Consider the following 25,489-nt stretch of genomic DNA (forward strand, 5'->3'; position numbering starts at 1 on the left):
CCGCACGCCGGGAGGCCCGAATGCGCGCCCTGATCGCCGCCGCGACCGGTCTCACCCTCGCGCTCGCCCTGGTCCTCGGGATCAGCGCTCTGGGCTCGCCCTCGGGCCGGACGTCCCCCAAGCCGCTGCTGACAACGGTGCCCTCGCACCCGTAGCCGCGCCCGTCCGGGAAGGAGGCCGAGATGCGCCGCACGGCAAGCCTGGTCCTGCTCGCCTTCGCCGTGTTCTTCGCGGCACTGGCCCCGCTGCTGCGCTGGTACGCCTTCCCGCACCTGGCCAGGATCCCGGCGAACCAGTACCAGGACATGGTCCTGGAAGCCCGGGACGCCACCCTCCTCGACTACGGCACCATGCGCGCGAAGAAGGTCTCCAAGGTCACCATCGTGCAGACGCTCAAGGGCGATGTGGAGGCAGCCGAGAAGATCGAGAAGACGGCGGGGCGGCCGGTCGTCGTCTGGGACAGCCTGTCCTACGTCCAGGGCCCCGACGGCAAGATGGTCTCCAAGGTGCCCGAACGCTACATCTTCGACGCCCACAGCCAGGACCCCGTGCACGCCACCGGCGAGATGGTCGACGGCGACCCCGTCACCCGCGAGGGCATCGAGTTCAAGTGGCCCTTCCTGACCCAGAGACGGGACTACGAGTACTTCGACGCGCAGACCCGCACCACCGGCCCCATCCACTACGAGGGCACCCGGACCTTCCGCGGCCTGACGGTCTACTACTTCGAGCAGACCGTCCCCTGGACCAAGGTCCCCATGCCGAAGACGATGCCCGTCCAGGGCATCACACCGGAGTCGGTCGCCAGGACGGGCACGACCCGCTGGTACAGCACGGTCCGCAAGTTCTGGGTCGAACCGGTCACCGGGGCGCCCGTCTACGGCGAGGAGATCCACAAGGAGGAACTCCGCGGCGGCAGCCTGCTCGGCGACCGCGCCAAGGTCACGGCCTTCGCCGGGCACGTGAAGATGCGCGAGGACTACATCGAACACACGGTCGCCCTGGTCAAGCACAACCGCACCCTCGTCCTGGCACTCACCTCGTACGTCCCGCGGACCTCCCTCGCCCTCGGCCTGCTGCTCCTGGCCCTCGCCCTCTGCCTCGAAGCCCGCGCCCGGCGTCCGCAGTCCCCGGAACCGAGCGGGACGGCGGACCCCGCGCCCGTCACCACCTGACCGGCCACGCCGCCCGCGCCCGGACTCGGCCCCGCGTCCTCACCGTCCGAGCACCCGCCCCCGGTCTCAGTCCCGCCTCATCCGCGCCTTCGTGTGCCGGGTCGGCTCGGCCGTCGCGGGGTCCTCCGGCCACGGATGCTTCGGATAGCGCCCGCGCAGCTCCGCCCGGACGGCCCGGTAGCCGTCCCGCCAGAACGACGCGAGGTCGGCCGTGACGGCGGCGGGCCGCCCGGCGGGGGAGAGCAGGTGCACCAGCAGCGGCACCCCCGCCACCGCCGGCGTCTCCCGCAGCCCGAACATCTCCTGCAGCTTGACGGCCAGAACCGGCCGCTCCGGATCCCGGTAGTCGATCCGGATCCCGGACCCGCTCGGCACGGTGATCCGCTCGGGCGCCAGTTCGTCCAGCCGCGCGGCCTCCCCGCCCGCCCAGGGCAGCAGCCGCGCGAGCGCCTGCCCGGCGTCGATCCGCGCGAGATCCGCCCGCCGCCGGGCCCGGCTCAGCTCCGGCTCCAGCCACTCGTCCACACGCGCGTGCAGCGCCTCGTCCGACACGTCCGGCCACGGCTCGCCGAGATGCGCCCGCAGGAACGCCAGCCGCTGCCGCAACACCTGCGCCGCCGGCGACCAGCGCAGCAGCGCGAGCCCCTCCGCGCGGAGGCCTTCGAGAAGGGCGGCCCGTACGAGAGCCGGGTCGGCGTCCCGCAGCGGCCGTACCGCCAGCTCGATCGCCCCCAGCCGCTCGACACGCCGGGCCACGACGTCCCCGTCGGCCCAGTGCACCTCCTCCCCGTCGGCCAGCAGTGCCCCGGCCGCGGCGAGCGCGACGTCCTCGGTCACGGCCGCCCCGAGCCGTACGCGCGCGTGGCCCGTGCCGGAGGGCCGGTCGGCGACCACCACGACGATCCACGGAGCGCCCCGCAGAGCGGACCCCTCGGCCACCTCGGCCCGCGTCCCCGACGCCATGAGGTACGACCCGCCGTCCAGCCGGGCCACCCGCTCGGGAAACGCCAGCCCGGCGACGAGCCCGACCAGGCCCTCCCCCGAAGCACCCTCTGCCTCGGCGGGCACCCGGGACCGACGGTGATGAGCGGGCGGGCGGCCGGACTCCGTCGAGGCACCCCGCAGCCGTCGCACCTCCACGGCCCACCGCCCCGCGTAGGCGTCACCCCCGCGCCGGGCCCGCCGCAGCGCCCCCGCGAGATCGTCGCCGTAGTCCCGCGGCACCTCCTCCGACAACAGCGCGACGACCTCGGCACCCTTCCCGGACGTGTCGAGCAGCGCCCGGCCCAGCCGGGGGTGCACCCCCAGGCGGGCCAGCCGCGCCCCGGCCTCCGTGGCCCGTCCGGCGGAGTCCACCGCCCCCACGGCCGACAGAACCTCACGCGCCGCCGCCATCGCCCCACCCGGCGGCGGATCCAGCAAGGCCAGACCGGAGGCGTCCGGATCGCCCCAGCAGGCCGCCTGCAGGGCGAACGCGGTCAGGTCGGTCACCTTGATCTCCGGCGCCGGAAACGCCGGCAGACGGCCGTCCTCGGCCTCCGCCCAGCACCGGTACACCGCGCCCGGCGCCTCACGCCCGGCGCGTCCCGCCCGCTGCCGCCCCGCGGCCCGCGACGCCCGCACGGTGGTCAGCCCGCTCAGCCCGCGCGCGTGATCCACCCGAGGCTCGCGCGCCAGCCCGGCGTCGACCACCACCCGCACCCCGGGCACCGTCAACGACGACTCCGCCACGGACGTCGCCAGCACCACCCGGCGCCGCTCCCCGGGCGCCAGTACCGCGTCCTGCACCGCGGCGGGAGCCCGCCCGTGCACCTGGAGCACGTCGACACCGCCGAGGCCGCCGAGCTGCCCGGCCACCCGCGCGATCTCCCCGACACCCGGCAGGAAGCACAGCACGTCCCCCTCACGCTCGGCCAGGGCCCGCCGCACCACCGACGCCACGTGCGCCAGCAGCGCGGGATCCACCCGCATCCCGTGCGGCGGCCGCACCGGACGGCCCGGCGGCGCCCACACCACTTCCACCGGATGCGCCGTACCGGCGGCCTCGACCACCGGAGCCCCGCCGAGCAGCCGCGCCCACCCCTCAGCGTCCGTGGTCGCCGACGCGGCCACCAGCCGCAGCTCCGGCCGCAGCGCCTGCCGTACGTCCCACAGGAAGGCGGCCGCCGTGTCGGTGTCCAGATGCCGCTCGTGGCACTCGTCGAGCACGACGGCGTCGACACCGGCCAGCTCCTGGTCACGCTGCAACCGCTGCAGCAGCACACCCGTCGTCACGACCTCCACGCGCGTGTGCCGCCCCACCATCCGTTCGCCGCGCACCGTGAAACCGACGGACCGGCCGGGCTGCTCGCCCAGCAGCCACGCCATGCGCCGGGCCGCCGCCCGCGCCGCGATCCGCCGGGGCTCGGCCACCACGATCCGCCGCGCGGGACCCCCACCGACCAGCCCGGCCAGCACGAGCGGCACCAGCGTCGTCTTGCCGGTACCGGGAGGCGCCACGAGGACGGCGGTCCCCTCACCCTCCAGGGCGTCGGTCAGGGCGGGCAGGGCGGAGCGCACGGGCAGCGCGTCCAGAGCGTCGTAACGGATCACGCCCCCCAGTGTCGTACGACCGCGAAACCGCCCCCACGCGCGCGTGCGGCTACGCGCTCCGCACGCGTGCGTGTGCCGGCTCGGGCTCCGCACGAACGGCCTTCCACGCGTGCGTGTACCGGCTCGGGCTCCGCACGAACGGCCCCTCACGCGTGTGTGTGCCGGCTCGGGCTCCACCGCGTGCGTGCACGCGTACGCGCGCGCGGGCTTCCTCGCGCGTGTACGCGCAGGCGCACGTCACGCGCGTACGAAAGGTGCGGGGCGGATCAGCGGGTCAGTCCCGCTCGCACACGAAGACGGCCGTGCCCGGGATCAGGTTGCCGCGCAGGGGAGACCAGCCGCCCCACTCCGAGGTGTTCCAGGCCGGCCACTCCGGCTCCACCAGGTCCACCAGCCGGAAGCCCGAGGCCGCGATGTCCCGGACCCGGTCGCCCAGCGTCCTGTGGTGCTCCACGTAGACCGCGCGGCCCTGCTCGTCCTGCTCCACGTAGGGCGTGCGGTCGAAGTAGGACGCGGACACCGACAGGCCCTCGGGACCCGGCTCGTCGGGGAACGCCCAGCGGATGGGGTGCGTCACCGAGAACACGAACCGGCCGCCCGGCCGGAGCACCCGGCGCACCTCGCGCAGCACCAGCCGCGGGTCGGCCACGAACGGCAGCGCCCCGTACGCGGAGCACGCCAGGTCGAAGGAGCCGTCCGCGAAGGGCAGCGCGCCGGCGTCGGCACACACCAGCGGGAACGCCCCGCCGATCCGCAGGGCGTGCTGCAGCTGGCGGTGCGAGAGGTCCAGGGCCACCGGACGGGCGCCCTGGGCGGCCAGCCAGCGCGCGCACTGCGCCGCGCCCGCGCCGATCTCCAGGATCTCCTTGCCCTTCAGTTCCTCCGGCGGGCCGAGCAGCTCGGCCTCCACCTCGTCCAGGCCCTCCGGGCCCCACACGAAGCGGTCGTCCCCGAGGAACGTGCCGTGCTCCGTCTGGTACTCGTCCGCGTTGCGGTCCCACCAGCCACGGTTGGCCCGCGTGCTCTCCGTCACGTCCGCGTCACGCCGGGTGGCCTGCGGCTCGTGCTCCTCGGACCCCTCCGGCTCGTGCGCTTCCGGCTCTTGGATGATCTGCTCCCTCGTCGTACCCTTCCGGGCAACCCGCCGGGGGTGACCGCGGAAGGGGTCCCACGGGCCCGTGTGGCCTGTTGGGACGTTTCTTCTGCCGGTTATGCGGCGTTCTGCCCCGGGTGTGCGCCTTCGCGCATTGACCCTGTCCGGCTGCCCCCGTATGCTACAAGTTGCGCTGCGGGCCTGCGCACCTCAGACGTAGCAGGCTGCGCTCGCATCTGTTGTATGTCCCCTCGGTTGTCGAGGCGCCATCACCAGTTCCTGGTGGGGCGCTTCCTTGGCTGTCCGGCTTCTGCAGAGCGAAACGGGCTCCCGGCGTAAGCAGTACCTACGACTTCAATGTCCGTACCGGAGCCCTTTCCCACATGACGAGCAGCACCGAGACCACCGCCACCACCCCGCAGGTTGCGGTCAACGACATCGGTAACGAGGAAGCATTCCTCGCAGCGATCGACGAGACGATCAAGTACTTCAACGACGGCGACATCGTCGACGGCGTCATCGTGAAGGTCGACCGGGACGAGGTCCTGCTCGACATCGGTTACAAGACCGAAGGTGTCATCCCGAGCCGCGAGCTCTCGATCAAGCACGACGTCGACCCGAACGAGGTCGTGGCCGTCGGCGACGAGATCGAGGCCCTGGTCCTCCAGAAGGAGGACAAGGAAGGCCGCCTGATCCTCTCGAAGAAGCGCGCCCAGTACGAGCGTGCCTGGGGCACCATCGAGAAGATCAAGGAAGAGGACGGCATCGTCACCGGTACCGTCATCGAGGTCGTCAAGGGTGGTCTCATCCTCGACATCGGCCTCCGTGGCTTCCTGCCGGCCTCCCTGGTCGAGATGCGCCGCGTCCGCGACCTGCAGCCGTACGTCGGCAAGGAGCTCGAGGCCAAGATCATCGAGCTGGACAAGAACCGCAACAACGTGGTCCTGTCCCGCCGCGCCTGGCTCGAGCAGACCCAGTCCGAGGTCCGCCAGACGTTCCTCACCACCCTCCAGAAGGGTCAGGTCCGTTCCGGCGTCGTCTCCTCGATCGTCAACTTCGGTGCCTTCGTGGACCTGGGTGGCGTCGACGGTCTGGTTCACGTCTCCGAGCTGTCCTGGAAGCACATCGACCACCCGTCCGAGGTCGTCGAGGTCGGCCAGGAAGTCACCGTCGAGGTTCTCGACGTGGACATGGACCGCGAGCGCGTCTCCCTGTCGCTGAAGGCGACCCAGGAAGACCCGTGGCAGCAGTTCGCCCGCACCCACCAGATCGGCCAGGTCGTGCCCGGTAAGGTCACGAAGCTGGTTCCGTTCGGTGCGTTCGTCCGCGTGGACGAGGGCATCGAGGGTCTGGTCCACATCTCCGAGCTGGCCGAGCGCCACGTGGAGATCCCGGAGCAGGTCGTCCAGGTCAACGACGAGATCTTCGTCAAGGTCATCGACATCGACCTCGAGCGTCGTCGCATCAGCCTCTCGCTGAAGCAGGCCAACGAGTCCTTCGGTGCCGACCCGGCCTCGGTCGAGTTCGACCCGACCCTGTACGGCATGGCCGCGTCCTACGACGACCAGGGCAACTACATCTACCCCGAGGGCTTCGACCCCGAGACCAACGACTGGCTCGAGGGCTACGAGAAGCAGCGCGAGGAGTGGGAGCGCCAGTACGCCGAGGCGCAGACCCGCTTCGAGCAGCACCAGCAGCAGGTCATCAAGTCCCGCGAGGCCGACGCCGCTGCTGCGGCCGAGGGCGGCGAGGCTGCGGCTCCGGCCGCGACCGGCGGTTCGTACTCCTCCGAGGGCGCGGACACCTCCGGTGCGCTCGCCTCGGACGAGGCGCTGGCTGCGCTGCGGGAGAAGCTGGCCGGTGGCCAGAGCTGAGCTCTTCCCAGAGCTGAGGGTTAGTCCCTAGTTCCGAGGGCCCGCACCGTTACAGGTGCGGGCCCTCGGGCTTTCTCCGTCCCCCTTCGCCATTCGGGTGCCGGCCGGCCGTTGCCCTTCGAGTGCCGGCCGGCCGTGGCCGGTCGCGCGGTTCCCCGCGCCCCCAGGGGATCACCCGGTCGCTCCTCGGCCGGTCACCGGGATGTTCGCCAGGCCCCTGCAGGTGCCGTCCGCCAGCCTGAACCTTGGTCGTCATGATGAACGCCGATGACTGGTGAAGCCACGGACCAGCTGACAGGGCGTCAAGGTGTCCGGCACGAGATCGCTGATCAGTGGCGTATCGCGGGAATGCCCGCGTTCCAGGGCGCGTTGTGCATGACGAACACGAGGAGGAGCGGTCACAGTGCTTGATCCGCAGGGTTTGTACGCATGGGAGCCGAAGGGCCTGGCCGTCGTCGACATGGCGCTCGCCCAGGAATCGGCCGGACTGGTCATGCTCTACCACTTCGACGGATACATCGACGCAGGCGAGACCGGCGACCAGATCGTCGAGCGGCTGCTCGACTCACTGCCCCACCAGCTCGTTGCCCGCTTCGACCACGACCGGCTCGTGGACTACCGCGCCCGCCGGCCCCTGCTGACCTTCAAGCGGGACCGCTGGACGGACTACGAGGTGCCGGCCCTGGAGGTCCGCCTTGTCCAGGACACCACCGGCGCCCCCTTCCTGCTGCTGTCCGGCCCCGAGCCGGACGTGGAGTGGGAGCGTTTCGCGGCGGCCGTGCAGCAGATCGTGGAGCGGCTCGGCGTCCGCCTCTCCGTGAACTTCCACGGCATCCCCATGGGCGTTCCGCACACCCGCCCGGTGGGCCTCACCCCGCACGGCAACCGCAACGACCTCGTCCCCGGCCACCGCAGCCCCTTCGAGGAGGCCCAGGTCCCCGGCAGCGCCGAGTCGCTGGTCGAGTACCGCCTCATGGAGGCCGGCCACGACGTCCTCGGTGTCGCCGCCCATGTCCCGCACTACATCGCCCGCTCGGCCTACCCGGACGCCGCCCTGACCGTCCTGGAGGCCATCACGGCCGCCACCGGCCTGGTCCTGCCCGGCGTCGCGCACTCCCTGCGCACGGACGCGCACCGCACCCAGACCGAGATCGACCGGCAGATCCAGGAGGGCGACGAGGAGCTGACCGCACTGGTCCAGGGCCTGGAACACCAGTACGACGCCGCTGCCGGCGCCGAGACCCGGGGCAACATGCTCGCCGAGCCCGTGGAGATCCCGTCGGCCGACGAGATCGGGCTGGAGTTCGAGCGCTTCCTGGCGGAACGCGAGGGCGACAACTGACGCGGCCCCCACGGGGGCAGTCCGCCGACTCATACGGCCCCACCGCCTGGAACCGCCTTGACGGACCGTGTCTGTCGTACCGGCCCACGGCTGTCGCCCCGGCGCGCCAGGCGTAGCGCTTGGTGGCGGTCGCCCACGGACGCCCGGCGTAGCGCTTCGTGGCCGTCGCCCCGGCGCGCCAGGCGTAGCGCTTGGTGGCGGTCGCCCCGGCACGTTCGGCGTAGCGCTTCGTGGTTGTCGTCCCGGCAGGCCCGGCGCACCGGCGTGTCCGCCGTTCAGGGGTGCCCGTGGTTCCGGCCGGTGCGCGTCGTGCCGGTCGCACCCGTCGTTCCGGCTCCCCGGCGGGTACGCGTCGTGCCGGTCGCACCCGTCGTTCCGGCCCCCGGCGGGTACGCGTCGTGCCGGTCGCACCCGTCGTTCCGGCCCCCGGCGGGTACGCGTCGTGCCGGTCGCACCCGTCGTTCCGGCTCCCCGGCGGAGCGTCTAGGCTTCCGCCCATGCTGACAGTGGGCCTGACCGGCGGGATCGGCGCCGGCAAGAGCGAGGTTTCGCGGCTGCTCGTGGAGCACGGGGCCGTGCTGGTCGACTCCGACCGCATCGCCCGCGAGGTGGTGGAGCCCGGTACCCCCGGCCTCGCGGCGGTGGTCGAGGCCTTCGGCACGGACGTCCTCGCCGCCGACGGCAGCCTGGACCGCCCCCGGCTCGGCTCGGTCGTCTTCGCCGACCCCGAGAAGCTCGCCGTCCTCAATGCGATCGTGCACCCCCTCGTGGGTGCCCGTTCCCGTGAACTGGAGAGCGCCGCGGGCGAGGACGCCGTCGTCGTCCACGACGTGCCCCTGCTCACCGAGAACGGTCTCGCACCGCTCTACGACCTCGTCATCGTCGTGGACGCGGACCCCGACACCCAGCTCGACCGGCTGGTCCGGCTGCGTGGGATGACCCCCGAGGACGCACGCGCGCGCATGGCCGCACAGGCGACGCGCGATCAGCGCCGGGAGATCGCCGACATCGTGATCGACAACGACGTCCCCCTGGACGCACTGCGCAAGCGCGTCGCGGAGGTGTGGGAGGAACTGGTGCGGCGGTCGAGCCGCGGCGGCGCGGAATAGCGTCCCCGCCCGGGGCGTTGAACCCCGGGAGTGAGGGAAGGACTCTGCCGTGCCCGAGACCAGCGGTTCCACCGGACGTACTCCGGAAACGCACGTCATCGACTTCCGTGCCGCCGAGCAACTGCTCAACGCGCGGGACCCGCGGGGCGCGGTGAAGCTGCTCGACGAGGTCATCGCCATGCACCCCGAGAACACCGCCGCCCGGCTGCTGCGCGCCCGCGCCTTCTTCGCCGCCGCACAACTTCGCCCCGCCGAGCTGGAGTTCACCATCGTGCTGGAGCGTGAGCCGGACAACGCGTTCGCGCACTTCGCCCTGGCCCGCACCTACGAGCGCATGAGCCGTCCCGACCAGGCCAAACGCCACTTCCGGCTGGCCGCCGCCCTCGACCCCAACCCGCAGTACCGGAAAGCGGCACGGTTCGACGACTGACCGAACCGACGCGGGTCGCCGAGAGAACCGCTCACGGATGGCGGTGCCGCGGTGGCCCTCGGTACCGCCGGTAGGGCGGACCGTCGTCCGGCGGCGGGTACGGCGGACCGTCGTCCGGCGGCGGGTACGGCGGGACGTCACGGCCCGGCTGATAGTGCGGGCCCTGCCGCATGTGCCTGAGGATCAGCGCCATGTCGACGGTGACCACCAGCCACAGCACCCCGCACGCCGCCGCCCAGCCAGGGCGTCCGGCCAGCGCGAACGCCGCCGTACCGAAGATCGCCCAGACCAGTCCCCACACGCTCAGCCAGAAACGCGCCCGCAGGGCACTGCGCGCGGTCGCCGGTTCACTGCCCGTACGCATCGGATCACCACTCCTCCTTGCAACGTACTCTTCGATGACGACCCGCAACAACGCTCGCAGGGACGACGTCGACCGACACCGACCGGGTCGCGGGGCGCGTGGCGACGACGTCCGTCGAGGCCGAAGGGGGACCGCCCGTGCTGCCGGACGCCGACGACCTGCCCGAACTGCTCCTCGACCTCACCGTCCCGCACGAGGACATCAACGCACTCGTCGCACAGGGGCAGAGGGTCACCGCCGACCCGGGCACGCGCAGACTCCTGGCGGACTGCGTCGAGGAGCTGTTCCGCGAGCCCGAGGACACGGGCCGCATCCCCGACCTCGCCGACCTGTTCGCGGCGGCCCCGGCGGACCTGTCCGACATCTTCCCCGTGTACGTCTTCCTCGCCGCCCTGCCGCACACCCGGGCGCATCACCGGGCACGCGGCATCCCCGCCGAGATCTCCCGCCGCACCCTCGCCGATCTGGGCCGGCACATCGCGGTGCACCGCCGGCGGCACGGCCGGACCGGTGTACAGGCGCGACGCTGGCTCGTCCGCCACTTCCGCGGGGAGCTGTACCAGCTGGGACGGCTGCAGTTCGAGCGGGCCCGGCTCGAACAGCGCACGGCGCCGCTGCTGCGGGCGGCCGGACTGGACGCGGCACCCGGGACGCCCTGCCTGAACCTGCACATCCCCGACTACCACGGCCCGCTGACCCCGACCGCCTCCGACCGCTCCCTGGCGATGGCCCGCGCGTTCTTCCCCCTCCACTTCCCCGAGGAGCGTCCCGTGGCCGTGCTCTGCCACTCCTGGCTCCTCGACACGCAGCTGAGGCGCTACCTCCCCGCCGGGTCCAACATCCTCCGCTTCCAGGAACGGTTCCGCATCGCCCGCGACGGCGCCGAGCCGGCCGACACCGAACCGGTCCAGTTCGTCTTCGGCGATCCGGACCTGCCCGTCGCGCAGCTGCCCCGGCGTACGACGGTGGAGCGGGCGATCGGCGACCATCTGCGTGCGGGCGGCCACTGGTACGTCGGGCACGGATGGTTCCCGTTCTCGGCTGAATAGCTCGAACGGGTGAACAGCCGGAGGTGGGGAACGGGCTTGCGGGGAACGGCCGTTGTCCGGTCATGAAGGTCGAAATGCGTGAGGGACACGAGGGCACGGGACCGGGTGCGATCACCCCGGACGGCTGCGCGGTCGAGCTGTACGCGCGACTGCCGGTGGGCGAGGAGCCCGACATCATCGCCGCGGCGGTGCCGGCCGGGGCACACATCCTGGAGCTGGGCAGTGGGGCGGGCCGGATGACCCACCCGCTGCTGGAGCGCGGCTTCACGGTCACGGCCGTGGACGAGTCCGCTGACATGCTGGCCGGGGTCCGCGGGGCGCGCACGATATGCAGCGCCATCGAGGACCTCGACCTGGGCGAGAGGTTCGACGTGGTGATGCTCGCGTCGTTCCTGGTGCACGTCGCCGACGAGGAGGTACGCAGAGGCATGCTGCGCACCTGCGCCCGGCACATGGCGGAGGGCGGTTGTGTACTCGTCCAGCGGGAGGGCGAGAACTACCACACCGACGTGCCGAGGGAACGGACGGACCCGAGCGGCTTCACCGTTCGCATCGCCTCGGCGGTGCCGGCCGGAGAGGGCGTGAACTCGGTCCGCGCGGAGTACGTCTTCCCCGACGCGACCTGGACCCAGACGTTCCTGGCACGGCCCCTGACGAAGGCCCAGTTCGAATCGGCACTGGCCGAGGCGGGACTGGAGGTGGACCGCTGTCTGACCGAGGACGGGACGTGGGTGAGGGTATTGCCTGCGGCACGGCGATGAATTCTCCGGGCCGATCCGGCCCGCCTCGCTGACCGCGACCCCGGCGAAGCGGCCTCAGCGGTCTCCGTCGGCTCCTCGCCAGCCAGTCGCTTCGGGCCCGGGACCGCCGCATTGGGCCGTTCGAATCGGGGCATACGGTGGCGGTATGGACGACAGCGGTGGCCGCGCGGACGGCAGCAGCGCCCTGGCCCGGCTCGATCGACGCGTCGCCGGGTGCCGGGCCTGTCCCCGGCTGGTCGAGTGGCGTGAGGAGGTGGCCCGCACCAAGCGGGCCGCGTTCGCCGACTGGACGTACTGGGGGCGGCCGGTGCCCGGATTCGGTCCGCCCGACGCCCGGCTGGTGATCATCGGGCTGGCCCCGGCCGCGCACGGTGGCAACCGCACCGGGCGGATGTTCACCGGGGACCGTTCAGGAGACGTGCTGTACCAGGCGCTGTACGACGTGGGGCTCGCCTCGCAGCCCACCTCGGTCAGCGCCGACGACGGGCTGGAGCTGTACGGCGTGCGTGTCACCGCGCCCGTGCACTGCGCCCCGCCCGCCAACAAGCCGACGCCGGGCGAGCGTGACACCTGCCGGCCCTGGCTGGTGCAGGAGCTGACCCTGCTCCGCCCGACGATGAGGGCCGCGGTGGTTCTCGGTGCCTTCGGCTGGCAGGCGGCGTTGCCCGCGTTCGCCGAGGCGGGCTGGACCGTGCCCCGTCCACGCCCGGCCTTCGCCCACGGCGCCCGGGTCGCGCTCGACGGCCTGGACGTCTTCGGCTGTTTCCACGTCAGTCAGCGCAACACCTTCACCGGCAGGCTCACCGCCGAGATGCTGCGCGAGGTGCTGGCAACGGCGGCCCATGCGGCAGGGCTGCCGTAGACCACGGCGAGCCCCCTGCAGACCGAAGCGGGCGGATCGCCGTCAGATGTCACGTTGTAAGGAAGACGGCGCGTAGTACCTTCATAAGCAAGGTCCAAGTATTGCGTTCATAAAGAAACCAGCCGTCCGGCCATCTTTCACACAGGCGAAACCTGATCGCAGCGCCCGGACGGGGAACGCGTCCTACCGTGGATCAACGGCCCGGCCGGCGTCGTCCGATGGCCCACCCCTCCCGCCCTCGTACGAACAGGAGCCCCGTGTCCCGGCCCGCCGTACCCGCCTGGCTCGCCCATGCCTTCCGCGCCCAGCGCGGCCCCGTCCCCTGGAGCGCGATGACCCGGGGAGCGCTCACCGCCGGGCCGCTGCTGCTCGCCGGGATGCTCGCCGGACGGACGGCCGCCGGGGTGCTCGCCGCCATCGCCGCGATGCTCGGCGGCATCAACGACCGGCCCGGCAGCCGGCGGGCCTCCGTGCCGCGGCTCGGCGTGCCCGCAATGGCCGGGGCCCTCGGCCTGCTCGTGGGCACATACGCCGGGCAGGGGCTGGCCGCCGTGCCGCTGACCCTGGCCCTCACCGGGCTCGGCCTGGTCGCCGGTGGCCTCAGCGCCGTCGGACCCGTCGCCTCCGCCGCGGGAACGCAACTGCTCGTCGCCGCCGCCGTCGGCGCGGGGATGCCGGCGGCCGAGAGCGGCTGGCAGCGTGCCCTGGCCTTTCTCGCCGGGGCTGGCTGGTTGCTGGTGCTGCGGCTCGCGCTGCCCACCCCCGGTTCGCTCGTCGGGGACTTCCGCTTCGACGGGGAGCGGCAAGCGGTCGCCGACGTGTACGACGCCGTCGCCGCGCTGCTCGACGCCGTGGGCGGAGAGCGGGCCACCGCCCGGCGGGTGGCGCTGACCGCCGCACTCGACCACGCCCAGGACGCCCTGGCCGGGCCCCGGCTGCGCCGCTACGCCGGCTCCGCCGCCGAACGCCGGCTGCACGCAGGGTTCGCCGCGGCGCTGCCCCTCGCCGAGGCCGCGACCGCCCTGTACTGGGCGGGGGAGCCGGTGCCGGCGCGGGCGGCCGAGGGTCCCCGGCGGCTCGCCGCCGCCGTCCGCGGCAGCACGGGCACCGGCCCGCTGCCCGCGCCACGCCGGTCCGCGCCCGCCCTGCGCGCTCTGGACGACGCCCTGTTGCACGCTGCCGAGGCACTCGACCGTGCCGAGGGCGCCCACCGCGGGCTGCTCGGCCGGCGCGGGGGTCTCCGGCAGGCGCTGCGCGCCGCGGTGGGTCCCGGCGGGCGCGAGTACGGGCTGCGCGTCGCCGTGTGCTTCGGCGCCAGCGCCGCCATCGCCCAGGCGCTGCACCACACGCGCTGGTACGGGCAGCACGCGCACTGGTACTGGCTGCCCGCCACCGCCGTCTTCCTGGTCAAGCCCGACCTCGGCCCGCTCGCCTCGCGAGTACTGTGCCGGGCGGCCGGAACCGTCCTCGGTGCCCTGGTCTTCGCGGGTCTCGCGGCGCTGCTGCCCCGTCCGGCCGGGCTGATCGCCCTGGTCGCGGTGTGCGGTGCCCTGGTCCCCGTCGCCACCCGGCACTTCGCGGCGCTGACCGCCGTCGTCACCGTCCTCGTGCTCGCCCTGGTCATGGCCGGCGGGGAGCCCCAGGCCTCGGTCAGCCGGATCGGTGAGACCCTGCTCGCCTGCGCGCTCGTCCTGGTCGTAGGTCATCTGCCGATGCCGGGAAGACGCGGCGGCGGGGTACGGGACCGGCTCACCGTGGCCGGCAGCGCCGCCCACGCCTACCTCCTGCACGTCCTCGGCGAGTCCGGCGACCCCACCGAGCGGTGGGCCCTGCGCCGGGAGGCCTACCGCACCCTTGCCGAGGCACGCACCGCCATTGCGGTCACCGCCGCCGAACTACCCGTACTCGCCCGGCACTCCGAGGGTACGGACGCGATTGCCGAGGTGCTGGAACGCCTCGTGGACACGACCACGGCCTGCGCCGTCCACCTCGACGACACCGGCCGCCTCACCCCACGCCACCTCCACCGGCTCCGGGAGGCGCTGGGAGAACTGGAGCAGCAGGGAATACAGGTACCGCTACCGACGGCCGCGTAACCACACCGGATCGTGCCGCCGGCCGAAACCGAACCGTGCCGCCGGCCGAAGCGGCGACAGGCCCGGGACCGGATGCACGGTTCTGCTCACACCACGGTACGACGGCACCGTACCCAGGTCGCGCTGCCCGGGCTGATCAACTGCCGCACGCACGCCACGAACTCCGCGTTCACATCCACGCCGCCGAGAACGGCGACCAGACCGACACCAGCCTCGCCCGGCACGGGCTCATGCGTGACCGCGAGCTGCTCGCCCTCGATGTAGCCTCCGCCGTAAGGGAGTTGGAGAACCGATCGCCCGTTCTGGTCGACCGGGGTCACGGCCGGCGCATCCAGCCGTACGACATCTGACGCCGCGTAGGCTGGCGCCATGGATCCCGCGGACGGCCTGCTCGAGCATCCCTACGACATCTACCGGCGCCTGCGTGACACCGCGCCCGTGCACCGCATCACCGGGCCCGACGGTACCCCCGCCTGGCTGGTCACCCGGTACGACGACGTCCGTGCCGCCCTCACCGACCCGCGGCTCTCGCTCGACAAACGACGCGCCACGGCCGGCACGTACAGGGGCCTCTCCCTGCCGCCCACCCTGGACGCCAATCTCCTCAACATGGACCCGCCGGACCACACCCGGATCCGGCGCCTGGTCGGCCGGGCCTTCACCCCGCGCCGCATCCAGCAGTTGCGCGACCCGATCCGCCGCACCGCCGACCGGCTCCTCGACGCCCTCGGTCCGCACGGCACCACCGATCTCGTCGCCTCCTACGCGGCCCCGCTGCCGATCACCGTCATCTGCGACCTCCTCGGCGTCCCGGAAGAGGACCGGCTGGACTTCCGGCAGTGGACCGACGGCCTGACGGCCCCCGACCCGGCTCGCCCGCACGCCGCCAAGGAGGCGATGGCGGCCATGCTCGGCTTCCTCACCGGGCTGGTCGAGGCCAAGCGCCGGGCGCCGGGCGACGACCTGCTCTCCGACCTGATCGCCGTACACGACGAGGGTGACCGGCTCAGCGAGGAGGAGCTGATGTCCCTGGCCTTCCTCATCCTCTTCGCGGGGTACGAGAACACGGTCCAGCTCATCGGCAACTCCGTGCTCGCCCTCCTCCAGCACCCGGAGCAGCTCGCCGCCCTGCGCGAGGAGCCGGCGCGACTGCCGTCCGCCGTGGAGGAGTTCGCCCGCTACGAAGGGCCCATGCTGCTCGCCATGCGCCGGTTCCCCGTCGAAGACGTCACGATCGCCGGGGTGACCGTCCCGGCCGGCGAGACGGTGTGGGTGTCCCTGTCCGCCGCCGACCGCGATCCCGCCCGCTTCCCCGACCCCGACCGCCTCGACATCTCCCGCGACGCCTCGGGTCAGCTCGCCCTGGGCCACGGCATCCACTACTGCCTGGGCGCCCCGCTCGCACGCGTGGAGACGGAGATCGCCCTGGCCGCCCTGCTCGAACGGTTCCCCGCACTGGCCCTGGCGGAGGGCGAACTGCGGTGGCGTCCGTCGCTGCGGGCGCGGGGGCTGGTGGCGCTGCCGGTGACGTACTGACGGGCCGTCGGGCTTTCGGGCGGGATCACTGAGGGGCTCGCGGGCCGGCGTACTGACGGGGCGACAGGGCGCAGACGCCGACGGCCGGTGCTGCGCCCGGCGCCCGGAACAGTGCTGCATGCGGTGCCGGAACAGTGCTGCGTGCGGCGCCGGGAACAGTGCTGCGTGCGGCGCCGGGAGCAGTGCTGCGTGCGGCGCCCCGAAAAGTCCCGGAAAAACTGCCGGAAATCTTCTCTCCGTACGGCGATGAGTTCCGTATCTGCCGACAGTCACCACCCCGAACCGACCGTCGGACAGGAGGGGCCATGTCGCTTCCGGAGATCGTCTCGCGCGAGCAGTGGCGCGCGGCGCGCGAGGAGTTGCAGCGCAAGGAGGAGGCGGTCAGACGGGCGCGTGAGGTGCTGGGCGCCGAGCGGCGGCGGCTGCCGATGACCGAGGCCGACCCGGAGTACGTCTTCGAGGGCGGCGACGGCAAGGCCACCCTCCTCGACCTCTTCGAGGGACGGGCCCAGCTCGTCGTCCACCACTTCATGTTCGCCCCGGAGTGGGAGGCCGGCTGCCCGTGCTGCGCGGCCTTCCTGGACCAGGTCGGCCACCTCGCACATCTGCGCGCCCGGAACACCTCGTTCGCGGCCGTCTCCAGGGCGCCGTTCACCCGGATCCTGCCGTTCAAGGCGCGGATGGGCTGGGCGGTGCCCTGGTACTCGTCGAGCCACAGCGACTTCAACCGCGACTTCGAGGCCACCGTGGAGTCGGGCGGCGAACCGGTCGAACGCCCCGGCCTCAGCTGCTTCCTGCGCGACCACGACCGGGTCTTCCACACCTACTCGGTGTACGACGACGCGCTGGACGGACTCGGCACCATCGCCGGTCTGCTTGATCTGACCGCGCTTGGCCGCAGCCCCGCCGGCAGCGACCGGCTCCGCCTTCACGACGAGTACGATTTCTGACACGGAGGGTGCCGTTCGTGCCACAAGGTGAACGGATCCTCACGGTCCGCGCCGAGCTGGTGTCGACAATGTCTCAGTCCCGTCACCGAGCGAGCCGTTTCCCATCTCCCGAGCGTTAACTCCTACAAGGACGACGCTTTCTGGAGGTGCGAGATGGTGAACGGGCGAACGGTGCTCGAACGCTTTCCCGCCGGTGGTCCCCGGGGATCCTGGCCCGCGGAGGAGTTCGCTCACGCGCGGCGTCTGGAAGGCCTGCCCGCCGAGGTCGTCATGGATCTCGCCACCGACACGTTCCTGGTGGTCGTGCGTGGGGCCGAAGCCGTGAAGTGACGCGAAGTGACGCGAAGTGAGCGGGCACGTCCTCGCGCCGGGAGTGACGCGCAGTAAACGGGCACGTCCTCGCGCCGGGCATCGCGCCGGGGGCGTCCTCGGGCTGAGGAGCGCGCCCGGGCGCCCTCGCGCCGGGGCGTCCTCGAGTCGGGCGGATGCGGCTCAGACCGGTTTCTGGGCCGGTAACCGTGCCGTGAACTGCTCCGCCTGAAGGCTGTACAGCTCGGCGTAGACGCCACCCCTGGCCAGCAGCTCCTCCGGGGTGCCGGACTCCACCAGGCGTCCGTGTTCCAGCACATGCACCAGATCGGCGTGGCGCACCGAGGCCAGCCGGTGGGTGATCAGTACGACCGTCTGCCCCTTGCCCGCCAGCGCCCGGATCTTCTCGAACACCTCCAGCTCGGCCCGCGCGTCCAGCGCCGCCGTAGGCTCGTCGACGATCAGGATGCTCCCGCGCCGGTAGGCCGCCCGGGCGATGCCGAGCCGCTGCCACTGCCCGCCGGACAGCTCGTGTCCGCCGCTGAAGTTCCGCGCCAGCAGGGTGTCCAGGCCGCGCGGCAGATCCGCGACCACCGCATCGGCGCCCGCCTCGGCGATCGACGCGGCCATCCGCTCCTCGGTCATCGGCGCGGCGGACCGGCCGACGGCCACGTTCACCCGGGCGGTGAACGGCCACCGCTTGAAGTCCTGGGCCACCATCGCGATGCGCTCGGCGAGCAGTCGCCGGTCGGCTCGCGCGGCGTCCACACCGTCCCACAGGATCCGCCCCCGGTCCGGCGTGTACAGGCCCGCCAGTAGCTTGACCAGCGTGGTCTTGCCCGAGCCGTTCTCCCCGACGAGCGCGATGATCCGGCCGAGCGGGAGGGCGAGGGTGACGTCATCGAGGGCCGGGCGGGCGATGTCGGGCGTGGGGGCGGGTGCGGGTGTCCGGCCGGACCCGGGCGGGGGGACGGGCGCGGGCGTGGGAGCGGGTGCGGACCCGGAGCCATGCGCGGGCGTGGGGCCGGGAGGTGTTTCCGGGGTCTCGTAGGCCTCACGGGTCTCACCTGCCTCATGCGGCTCATGGGCCTCGCCGGGGCCGGGGCCAGGGCCGGGGCCGGGGTCACGCGGGTAGCTGAAGGTGACGTTCTCGAAGCGGATCTCCTGCGGGTTCTCCGGCAGCGGTTCCCCGCCCGCCGGAATGGCCCGCTCGGCCGCCGCGACGTACAGCCGCTCCAGGTCGCCGACGAAGAGGGCCTCCTCGTGCAGCTCGTTGATGTCCAGCACCAGCGCGTCCAGACTCGCCGCACCCGTACGGATGGCGATCACCGACGTGCCGGCCACCGACAGGGCCATCGCACCGGCCAGCAGCAGCGCGCCGAGCGTCGCGTACGTCGCGAGCGTCGCCAGACCCGTCCAGGCCGCGGCGATGAGCCCGGTCCGGGCGGCCAGCCGGGACAGCCGGGCCTGTTCCGCCTCCGCGGTCTCGGCCATGGACCGGAAGTGGCGCAGCAGGAACGGCGCCACCCCGTGCACCCGGATCTCGGGGGCGGCGGCCGGCTCGGTGAGCAGGCTGCCGAGCAGCTGGCCGGCCCGGGCGTGCTGCACCCACGTGTGGAACGACTCGTAGCGGCGCCGCGCGTTGACCAGCGCGCTCCAGGCACTGGGCAGGGTCATGGTGACCAGCAGCGGCAGCAGCGCCGGATGCAGCACGGTGAGCACGCCCGCCGCGGCGACCAGGGAGATCATCGAGTTGATCACCCGGGTGCCGTAGCCGATCATGTGCCGGGCGGACCGGGCACCGTACTGGGCCGTGTCCAGCAGCTTGTGGAAGGCGTGGTCCTCGATCGCGGCCAGCTCCACGTTGGCCGCCCGCTCCAGGTACAGCTCGGTCGCCACCCGCTCCACCTTCGGCTCCAGCCGTCCGGTGGCGTAGGTCGACGCCGCCCGCAGCAGCGCGGACACCAGCATCACGGCGGCCATCACGACGAGGGCGGGGGCGGCCGAGCGCAGCCGCTGGGTGATGTCCGGGCCGGTGAGCAGCTTGCCGAGGGCGTCGTTCACGGCCAGCAGGCTCACCGCCTGGGCCAGGCCCCGGCCCAGCTCGGCGGCCAGCACCAGCCGGGTGGCCCGGGCGTCGGCCTGCCGGGCCAGCCGGAGACTGGACGCCAGCATGCCGGGCAGCCGGGTCGTCATCGCCCGGAAGCCGAGCTGCAGGAAGGCGTCCGCGTGCTCGCTCCAGCCCGTGTCGTACCGCAGCGGCCCCCCGAACAGCAGCCGCTCCGAATCCGACACCGCGGATTCGACCGCCTCCGGCCTCTTCCCCACCGCGACCTCCCGCACCCCGACGGAAGGGCCACTATCGCGGCCGGGGCGGCGGCTGGGCAGGGCGCGAGGGCAGATACGAGGGGGCGCAGAGGAAGCGCGGGGTGCGGGGGACACCGGGACGGGTGCGAAACCCGCCCCGCTCGCGCCGTGCAGCGGGCCCGTACGGCAGTTTCGGTGCGGTTCTGCCCGGCTCGGCCCGGAGGTGGCCGTGCTCGCCGGGTGTCCGTGCTTCCGAGCGCGGGTCGGCGGGGTTTCAGGCAGCGGTGGGTACGGCGATCACGCCGGCACGGCCCGCGACCAGTCCGGTGCCGTGCCCGTCACCCGGCACAGGGCCAGGTAGAGCGGGATCGGCGGGGTGTACGGGACCGTGCCCTGGGGGCGGTGGATGAGGCGGGCCGTGCCGGTGACCAGGGCACCGGTCGCGTAGTGGGCCGGGGACGGCCAGGGCAGGGCGTAGTCGGAGTCCGACGGAACGATCCACCACCAGTGGGACCCGTCGGTGTACACGCATCCCAGGCGGGGCAGCCGCGGCACCACCAGCGGGCCGAGACGATCGGGCACGGCCACGGCGTCACAGCCGAGCGGCGCGGTCATGCCCTCCGGCAGCTGGAGCCGGTGCGCCGGCGGGCCCGCGGCGGGCCGACGGCGCTGCAGGCGCACGAGGGTGTCCAGGCCGATGGCATGGTCGTGGCCGCCCGGGCGGTGGTCGCCGGTGTCCGCACCGCCCCCGGTACCGGTGCCGGTGCCGGTGCGACCGGGCCCGGCGGGGCCGCCGAGGCCCGTCACGGCCGCTCCCCGCGGCGGTGCTGCTCAGGGGTGTGGTGCTCGGGGCCGTGATGCGGCGGCCGGTCGGTTGCCGCATGCCGGTGGGGTCCGTGATGGGGCTGCGGTCCCGGATGCGGGTGCGGGAGCGGGTGTGGGCGCGGAGGCGTTCCGTGCCGATGCTGCTCGGGCGTCCGGTGCGGGGGCTGACCGGCGGTGCGGTTGCGGCGCGGCGCCGGCACGTTCTCGCCGTGCCGTTCCGGCTCCCGCCCGCTGGCCTCGGCATGGTCGTCGCCGGTGTCGTCCGGGCGGCCCGGCTTGGGGCGGGCGCCCCAGCCCAGGTCGCCGCGCGGCTCGGCAGTGTCGTCGGCCGTGTCGGTCCGGCGGGGCAGTTCCGCCCAGACCAGCAGGCCGGGGCCGTGCTCCTGGGCGCCCCAGGCCCGGCACAGCGCGTCGACGAGAAGCAACCCCCTCCCGTGCTCCTCATCGGGTCGCTGCGGGGACGGGTGAGGTTCGCCAGGAGCACAGCCCTCGTCGCGTACGGCTAGGCGCACCATGCCGTCGTGATCGTGCAGCTCGCACAGGACACGGCTGCTCGCCGTGTGCACGATCGCATTGGTGACCAGCTCGGATATGACCAGAACCGCGTTGTCGCAGGTGTCCGCGCACACCGACCACCCGGACAGTCGGGCATGCGTCAGGCGTCTCGCCTGGGCGACGGAACCCGGATGTGCGGCCAGCTCGAAGCGGAACCTGCGCTCGGCAGCGCCCCACCGGGGGGTCGCACCGGCCGCGGCACCGAGACCGGACCGGTCTGCGGCGGCGTCTGTTCCTAAGGGCACGGACGGAATCACGCCTGCCACTATCTCCCCGCCACGGACACTTGGCAAGAGTCACTCTGAAAATTGCAGAGTGCTGTGTGACTCGGTCAGAGGGCGTGGCACACTGCTCGCAACAGCACCCCGCGCGGCGCCAATTGGAGTCGTCGGAGATCCGGCCCGATCTTCGAATGAACCTTCGAATGGCGCCGTAGGGCTGTTCAGAATCTTTCCGTGGAGGCTTTCGGTGGAGGTGGGAGCGTGAGCGAACCGCGGTCCGCGCCGACGGTGGGTCAGGTGGTCCTCGGCCGACGCCTGCTGGACCTGCGGGAACGCGCCGGACTGAAGCGCGAGGAGGCCGCCCGTGTGCTCCGCGTCGCCCCCGCCACCGTCCGCCGCATGGAGATGGCAGAGGTCGCCCTCAAAATCCCCTACCTGCAACTGCTGCTGAAGGCCTACGGCGTACCCGACGACGAGGCCGACCTCTTCGTCCAGCTCGCCGAAGAGGCCAACAGACCGGGCTGGTGGCAGCGCTTCCACGACATCCTCCCCGGCTGGTTCTCGATGTACGTGAGCCTGGAGGGCGCGGCCAGCCTCATCCGCTCCTACGAGCCGCACTTCGTCCCCGGCCTGCTGCAGACCGAGGACTACGCGCGCGCGGTCCTCAAGTCCGGGGCCATCGGCCAGACGAGCCCCGACGAGATCGAGCGGCACGTGGCGCTGCGCATGCGACGCCAGGATCTGCTCACCCGGGCCGACGCCCCCCGTTTCTGGGCGGTGATGGACGAGACGGCCCTGCGCCGCCCGGTCGGCGGGCCGGAGGTGATGCGTGCGCAGATCGACAAGTTGCTCGAGGCCACGAAGCTGCCCCAAGTGACGCTCCAGGTGGCCCCGTTCGCCAACGGGCCGCACCCGGGGACGTACGGGCCCTTCGTGCTGTTCCGGTTCGCCGTGCCAGAACTGCCGGACATGGTCTACAGCGAGTACCTGACCGGCGCCGTCTACCTGGACGCGCGCACGGAGGTGGCGACCCATCTGGAGGTCATGGACCGCATGGCGGCGCAGGCCGCTACGGCACAACGCACGAAGGAGATCCTCCGGGATCTCCGCAAGGAGCTGTGAATGGATCGCATCAAGCCGCGCGGCCGCGTCTACAACGGCATGCCCGCGCGGGAGTTGGGCAGCGAGGGCTGGCACAAGCCCTGGAGCGGCGGCAACGGCGGAAACTGCCTGGAGGCGATGAAGCTGGCCGACGGCCGCATCGCCGTACGCCAGTCGACCGACCCGGACGGGCCCGCGCTGATCTACACCATGGACGAGATGACCGCGTTCATCGAGGGCGCCAAGGCGGGGGAGGCCGACTTTCTCCTGTCCTGAACCAGTTGTTGTTTCTCACGCACCTCCTGATCGTGACCCCGGTTTGACCGTTGAACGCACCCGGCGCCCACCGGGTTCCGTATGGCCGGGCGGGACCCGGCCGGATCCCGCCCGGCCCAGCAGGACCCCCGCAGAGCCTGACCTCGGGATCCCCGGCCGGCCGTCCCTTTCGCAGCCGTCCCTTCCCCGGCCGCCCCTCCCCGGCCGCCCCTTTCTCGGCCGTCCCCCGGTCGCCCCTTCCCCGCTGTCCTGCCGGACTCCGGCATCCCCCTGAATCCCGTCGCGCGGCTCTGTCGTTCGGGACGCGCTCGTACGAGGCGGGCGTGCGGGGTGCGTAAGAGGCGCGCCTAAGGGGCTGGCGCATGGGCGTGGCGCATGGGGCACGCGTAATTCGGCTGCGCGGCGCGCGTACCGCACCTACGGTGGTGGCGGTTCAGGTGCGCAGGCAGCGGATCCTTCGTCGCCGGTACTCGCTACCCCCCGGCCGACCGGCCCCACTCCGGTCGGCAGGTCAATGCCGGCGGCCGGTTCGACACCGGCCACCGGCACGCGGGTGTCACGTCGCCGCCGCCGATCCCCGATCTCTGAACCCCGTCGCGGGCCGGTCACTCCGGCGGCAGCACCCCGCACAGCGCCTCCAGCGCCGCCCCGTAGGCGTGCTCGGACGGGGTCGCGTACCCCACCACCAAGCCGTCGCCCGCCGTCATCGGGCTCTCCGGGTGCCGGAACGCGGCGAGGCCGTCCAGGGCGATGCCCTGCCACGTGGCGGCCTGCACCGCCGACCGCTCCGTGCCGGGCGGCAGCCGGAGGACCGCGTGCAGCCCGGCCGAGATGCCGGTCACCTCTACGTGCGGAGCGTGCACGCCGAGCGCGTCGACGAGCCGGTCACGCCGACGCCGGTAACGCTGCCGCATCCGCCGCACATGACGGTCGTACGACCCGCAGGACACGAAGTCCGCCAGCGCGAGCTGGTCCAGCACGCTCGCCCACGCCTCCTGCTCGCCCTTCGCCGCCAGCACCGGCTCCACGTACCGCTGCGGCAGCACCATCCAGCCCAGCCGCAGTGCCGGTGACAGGCTCTTGCTGACCGACCCGATGTGGATGACCCGGTCGGGGTCCAGCCCCTGCAGCGCACCCACGGGGCGCCGGTCGTACCGGAACTCGCCGTCGTAGTCGTCCTCCAGCACCACCGTCCCACCCGCGCGAGCCCAGTCGATCACCGCAGCCCGGCGCTCAGGGTGCAGCGGGCCGCCGGTCGGGAACTGGTGCGCGGGCGTGAGCAGCACGGCCCGCTCCCGCCCGAGCGCCGCCACCTGCGCACCGTGCTCGTCCAGCGGCAGCGGTACGGTGCGGACGCCGGCCGCCGCGAGCAGTTCCCGGTGGAAGCCGAGCCCGTACGCCTCCACGCCGAGCGGTCCGCGCAGCACCCCGCCGGCCGTCGGACCCGCCGGTGCGCCACGGCTGAAGAGGAGCCGCAGCGCGTGCGCGAAGCCCGAGCAGATCACGATCCGGTCCGGCTCGGTACGCACCCCGCGCGCGCGTGCCAGGTACTCCGTCAGCGCCTCCCGCAGCTCCCGGCGCCCGGCGGGGTCACCGGGCCCGAACGCCTCGCTGGGCGCCGCCTGCAGCGCCCGGCGGTACGAGGCCGCCCAGGCCGCGCGCGGGAACGCCGACGCGTCCGGCGTGCCCTGCCGCAGGTCGTGCCGGGCCCCACGCGCGCGTGGAGGCATCTTCACGGGGCTCCGTACGGCGGACCGCAGCGGCTCGGCCCGCTCGGCGACCTGGGTCCCCGATCCCTGCCGCGCGGTCAGCCAGCCTTCGGCGACCAGCTCCGCGTACGCGTCCGCGACCGTGTTGCGGGCGACGCCCAGGTCGGCGGCGAGCGAACGGTACGGCGGCAGCCGGGTGCCCGGCGCCAGCCGCCCACTGCGCACGGCCTCGCGCAGGGCTCCGGTCAACGCGGCCCGGCGCCCGCCCGGCCCGGACAGCTCCACATGCAGATCGGCACCGATCCGCTCCGCGGAATTGACCCATGATTCCGTCATGGAAATGCACCCTACAGCCGGTCTTTCGCGGCCATAGAGTGATCCGCATGACGACGAACACGACTGCCGCGCCGACGCTCGACCCCACCACCGGAATCGCCGCCGCCGAGGCCGCCCGCACCCGCCTGGACTTCGCGAAGGCCGCGCCGAAGGTCTTCCGCGCGATCATCGGCCTCGACGCCGCCGCACGTCAGGGCATCGACCCCGCACTCGTCGAACTGATCCAGATCCGCGCCTCGCACCTCAACCACTGCGCCTACTGCCTGCACATGCACACCAACGACGCCCGCAAGGCCGGTGAGAGCGAGGACCGGCTCCACTTGGTCGCCGTCTGGCGTGAGGCCCGGCACTTCTTCACCCCCAAGGAGCAGGCCGCCCTCGCCCTGACGGAGGCGGTGACCCTGGTGGCCGACGGCGGCGTCCCCGACGCCGTCTACGCCGAGGCCGCCGCCCAGTTCGACGAGCAGGAACTGGCCCACGTCCTCGCCCTGATCCTCACCATCAACACGTGGAACCGGGTCGCCCTGGCGACCGGCAAGGTGGCCGGCACGGACGAGCGCACCGGCTGACACCGCCTGCGTCCCCGGCCGAGGCAGGCGGGCCGAGCGTGTGTGGCG

General features: G+C 73.0%; 23 protein-coding genes and 1 pseudogene. 16 read left to right on the forward strand and 8 right to left on the reverse strand.

What is annotated here, in order from left to right:
- The first annotated feature begins 20 nt into the window (after window positions 1-20).
- Window positions 21-155: an SPW_0924 family protein gene (locus tag JK359_RS23195; RefSeq protein WP_201838866.1), complete on the forward strand. Its 135-nt coding sequence runs from the start codon at window positions 21-23 to the stop codon at window positions 153-155.
- 27 nt (window positions 156-182) lie between these two features.
- Window positions 183-1,175 (forward strand): cell envelope lipid trafficking protein PgfA, encoded by a 993-nt coding sequence (pgfA, locus tag JK359_RS23200; protein ID WP_201838868.1) that lies wholly within the window; start codon window positions 183-185, stop codon window positions 1,173-1,175.
- Window positions 1,176-1,241: 66 nt separating this feature from the next.
- Here pgfA and hrpB read toward each other — a convergent pair whose 3' ends face one another.
- Window positions 1,242-3,767, reverse strand: a complete 2,526-nt coding sequence (gene hrpB / locus JK359_RS23205; protein WP_201838870.1) for an ATP-dependent helicase HrpB — start codon at window positions 3,765-3,767, stop codon at window positions 1,242-1,244.
- Between the two features lie 274 nt (window positions 3,768-4,041).
- Window positions 4,042-4,878, reverse strand: coding sequence for a class I SAM-dependent methyltransferase (locus tag JK359_RS23210; RefSeq protein ID WP_201839048.1), 837 nt, complete (start codon window positions 4,876-4,878; stop codon window positions 4,042-4,044).
- Window positions 4,879-5,243: 365 nt separating this feature from the next.
- Between JK359_RS23210 and rpsA the strand changes: the two genes are divergently transcribed.
- From rpsA to JK359_RS23230, 4 genes are all read left to right on the forward strand, one after another.
- Window positions 5,244-6,734, forward strand: coding sequence for a 30S ribosomal protein S1 (rpsA, locus tag JK359_RS23215; protein ID WP_201838872.1), 1,491 nt, complete (start codon window positions 5,244-5,246; stop codon window positions 6,732-6,734).
- Between the two features lie 403 nt (window positions 6,735-7,137).
- Window positions 7,138-8,076 (forward strand): PAC2 family protein, encoded by a 939-nt coding sequence (locus JK359_RS23220; RefSeq protein WP_201838874.1) that lies wholly within the window; start codon window positions 7,138-7,140, stop codon window positions 8,074-8,076.
- Window positions 8,077-8,573: 497 nt separating this feature from the next.
- On the forward strand, window positions 8,574-9,185 hold the full coding sequence (gene coaE / locus JK359_RS23225; RefSeq protein WP_201838876.1) for a dephospho-CoA kinase: 612 nt from the start codon (window positions 8,574-8,576) through the stop codon (window positions 9,183-9,185).
- A 49-nt stretch (window positions 9,186-9,234) separates the two neighbouring features.
- Window positions 9,235-9,615: a tetratricopeptide repeat protein gene (locus tag JK359_RS23230; protein ID WP_201838879.1), complete on the forward strand. Its 381-nt coding sequence runs from the start codon at window positions 9,235-9,237 to the stop codon at window positions 9,613-9,615.
- 31 nt (window positions 9,616-9,646) lie between these two features.
- On the opposite strand, the gene JK359_RS23235 is transcribed toward JK359_RS23230, so the two are convergent.
- Complete coding sequence (locus tag JK359_RS23235) at window positions 9,647-9,979, reverse strand: DUF6343 family protein (protein WP_201838881.1); 333 nt, start codon at window positions 9,977-9,979, stop codon at window positions 9,647-9,649.
- A gap of 137 nt (window positions 9,980-10,116) precedes the next feature.
- On the opposite strand from JK359_RS23235, the gene JK359_RS23240 reads away from it, so the two are divergent.
- From JK359_RS23240 to JK359_RS23255, 4 genes are all read left to right on the forward strand, one after another.
- Window positions 10,117-11,028 (forward strand): acyltransferase domain-containing protein, encoded by a 912-nt coding sequence (locus JK359_RS23240; protein ID WP_201839056.1) that lies wholly within the window; start codon window positions 10,117-10,119, stop codon window positions 11,026-11,028.
- Window positions 11,029-11,102: 74 nt separating this feature from the next.
- Window positions 11,103-11,789 (forward strand): class I SAM-dependent methyltransferase, encoded by a 687-nt coding sequence (locus JK359_RS23245; protein WP_201838882.1) that lies wholly within the window; start codon window positions 11,103-11,105, stop codon window positions 11,787-11,789.
- A gap of 145 nt (window positions 11,790-11,934) precedes the next feature.
- A complete protein-coding gene (locus JK359_RS23250) occupies window positions 11,935-12,651 on the forward strand; it encodes a uracil-DNA glycosylase (protein WP_201838884.1) in 717 nt (238 codons plus the stop codon).
- 218 nt (window positions 12,652-12,869) lie between these two features.
- Entirely contained in the window at window positions 12,870-14,747 is a 1,878-nt protein-coding gene (locus JK359_RS23255) for an FUSC family protein (protein ID WP_201838886.1), read from the forward strand.
- A gap of 86 nt (window positions 14,748-14,833) precedes the next feature.
- Here the strand turns inward: JK359_RS23255 and JK359_RS23260 are convergent, their stop codons facing one another.
- Window positions 14,834-15,118, reverse strand: a complete 285-nt coding sequence (locus JK359_RS23260) for a hypothetical protein (RefSeq protein ID WP_201838888.1) — start codon at window positions 15,116-15,118, stop codon at window positions 14,834-14,836.
- Between JK359_RS23260 and JK359_RS23265 the strand changes: the two genes are divergently transcribed.
- The 3 genes from JK359_RS23265 to JK359_RS23275 all read left to right on the forward strand — a co-directional run bounded on the left by JK359_RS23265 (window position 15,117) and on the right by JK359_RS23275 (window position 17,563).
- Complete coding sequence (locus JK359_RS23265; protein ID WP_201838890.1) at window positions 15,117-16,283, forward strand: cytochrome P450 family protein; 1,167 nt, start codon at window positions 15,117-15,119, stop codon at window positions 16,281-16,283. The two genes, JK359_RS23260 and JK359_RS23265, sit on opposite strands and share 2 nt — an antisense overlap.
- 305 nt (window positions 16,284-16,588) lie before the next feature.
- A complete protein-coding gene (locus JK359_RS23270) occupies window positions 16,589-17,233 on the forward strand; it encodes a DUF899 domain-containing protein (RefSeq protein ID WP_201838891.1) in 645 nt (214 codons plus the stop codon).
- A gap of 153 nt (window positions 17,234-17,386) precedes the next feature.
- Window positions 17,387-17,563, forward strand: coding sequence for a DUF8839 family protein (locus JK359_RS23275; RefSeq protein WP_201838894.1), 177 nt, complete (start codon window positions 17,387-17,389; stop codon window positions 17,561-17,563).
- Between the two features lie 162 nt (window positions 17,564-17,725).
- Here the strand turns inward: JK359_RS23275 and JK359_RS23280 are convergent, their stop codons facing one another.
- The 3 genes and pseudogenes from JK359_RS23280 to JK359_RS23290 all read right to left on the reverse strand — a co-directional run.
- A complete protein-coding gene (locus JK359_RS23280; protein WP_201838896.1) occupies window positions 17,726-19,870 on the reverse strand; it encodes an ABC transporter ATP-binding protein in 2,145 nt (714 codons plus the stop codon).
- Window positions 19,871-20,146: 276 nt separating this feature from the next.
- Window positions 20,147-20,548 (reverse strand): hypothetical protein, encoded by a 402-nt coding sequence (locus tag JK359_RS23285; protein WP_201839057.1) that lies wholly within the window; start codon window positions 20,546-20,548, stop codon window positions 20,147-20,149.
- 308 nt (window positions 20,549-20,856) lie between these two features.
- A pseudogene (locus JK359_RS23290) lies at window positions 20,857-21,495 on the reverse strand (ATP-binding protein); the annotation flags it as partial.
- Between the two features lie 216 nt (window positions 21,496-21,711).
- Here JK359_RS23290 and JK359_RS23295 point away from each other — a divergent pair.
- Window positions 21,712-22,572, forward strand: coding sequence for a Sco1979 family transcriptional regulator (locus tag JK359_RS23295; protein WP_201838898.1), 861 nt, complete (start codon window positions 21,712-21,714; stop codon window positions 22,570-22,572).
- Window positions 22,573-22,827, forward strand: a complete 255-nt coding sequence (locus tag JK359_RS23300; RefSeq protein WP_030348027.1) for a DUF397 domain-containing protein — start codon at window positions 22,573-22,575, stop codon at window positions 22,825-22,827.
- Window positions 22,828-23,432: 605 nt separating this feature from the next.
- Here JK359_RS23300 and pdxR read toward each other — a convergent pair.
- Window positions 23,433-24,872 carry a MocR-like pyridoxine biosynthesis transcription factor PdxR gene (gene pdxR / locus JK359_RS23305; protein ID WP_201838900.1) on the reverse strand — a complete coding sequence of 480 codons (1,440 nt, stop codon included), beginning with the start codon at window positions 24,870-24,872 and terminating at the stop codon, window positions 23,433-23,435.
- Window positions 24,873-24,919: 47 nt separating this feature from the next.
- Here pdxR and JK359_RS23310 point away from each other — a divergent pair, with 47 nt between their 5' ends.
- Entirely contained in the window at window positions 24,920-25,441 is a 522-nt protein-coding gene (locus JK359_RS23310; RefSeq protein ID WP_236678280.1) for a carboxymuconolactone decarboxylase family protein, read from the forward strand.
- Window positions 25,442-25,489: the final 48 nt, after the last annotated feature.

Origin of the sequence: Streptomyces actinomycinicus (assembly GCF_016741775.1) — a bacterium.
GTDB classification, from domain to species: domain Bacteria; phylum Actinomycetota; class Actinomycetes; order Streptomycetales; family Streptomycetaceae; genus Streptomyces; species Streptomyces actinomycinicus.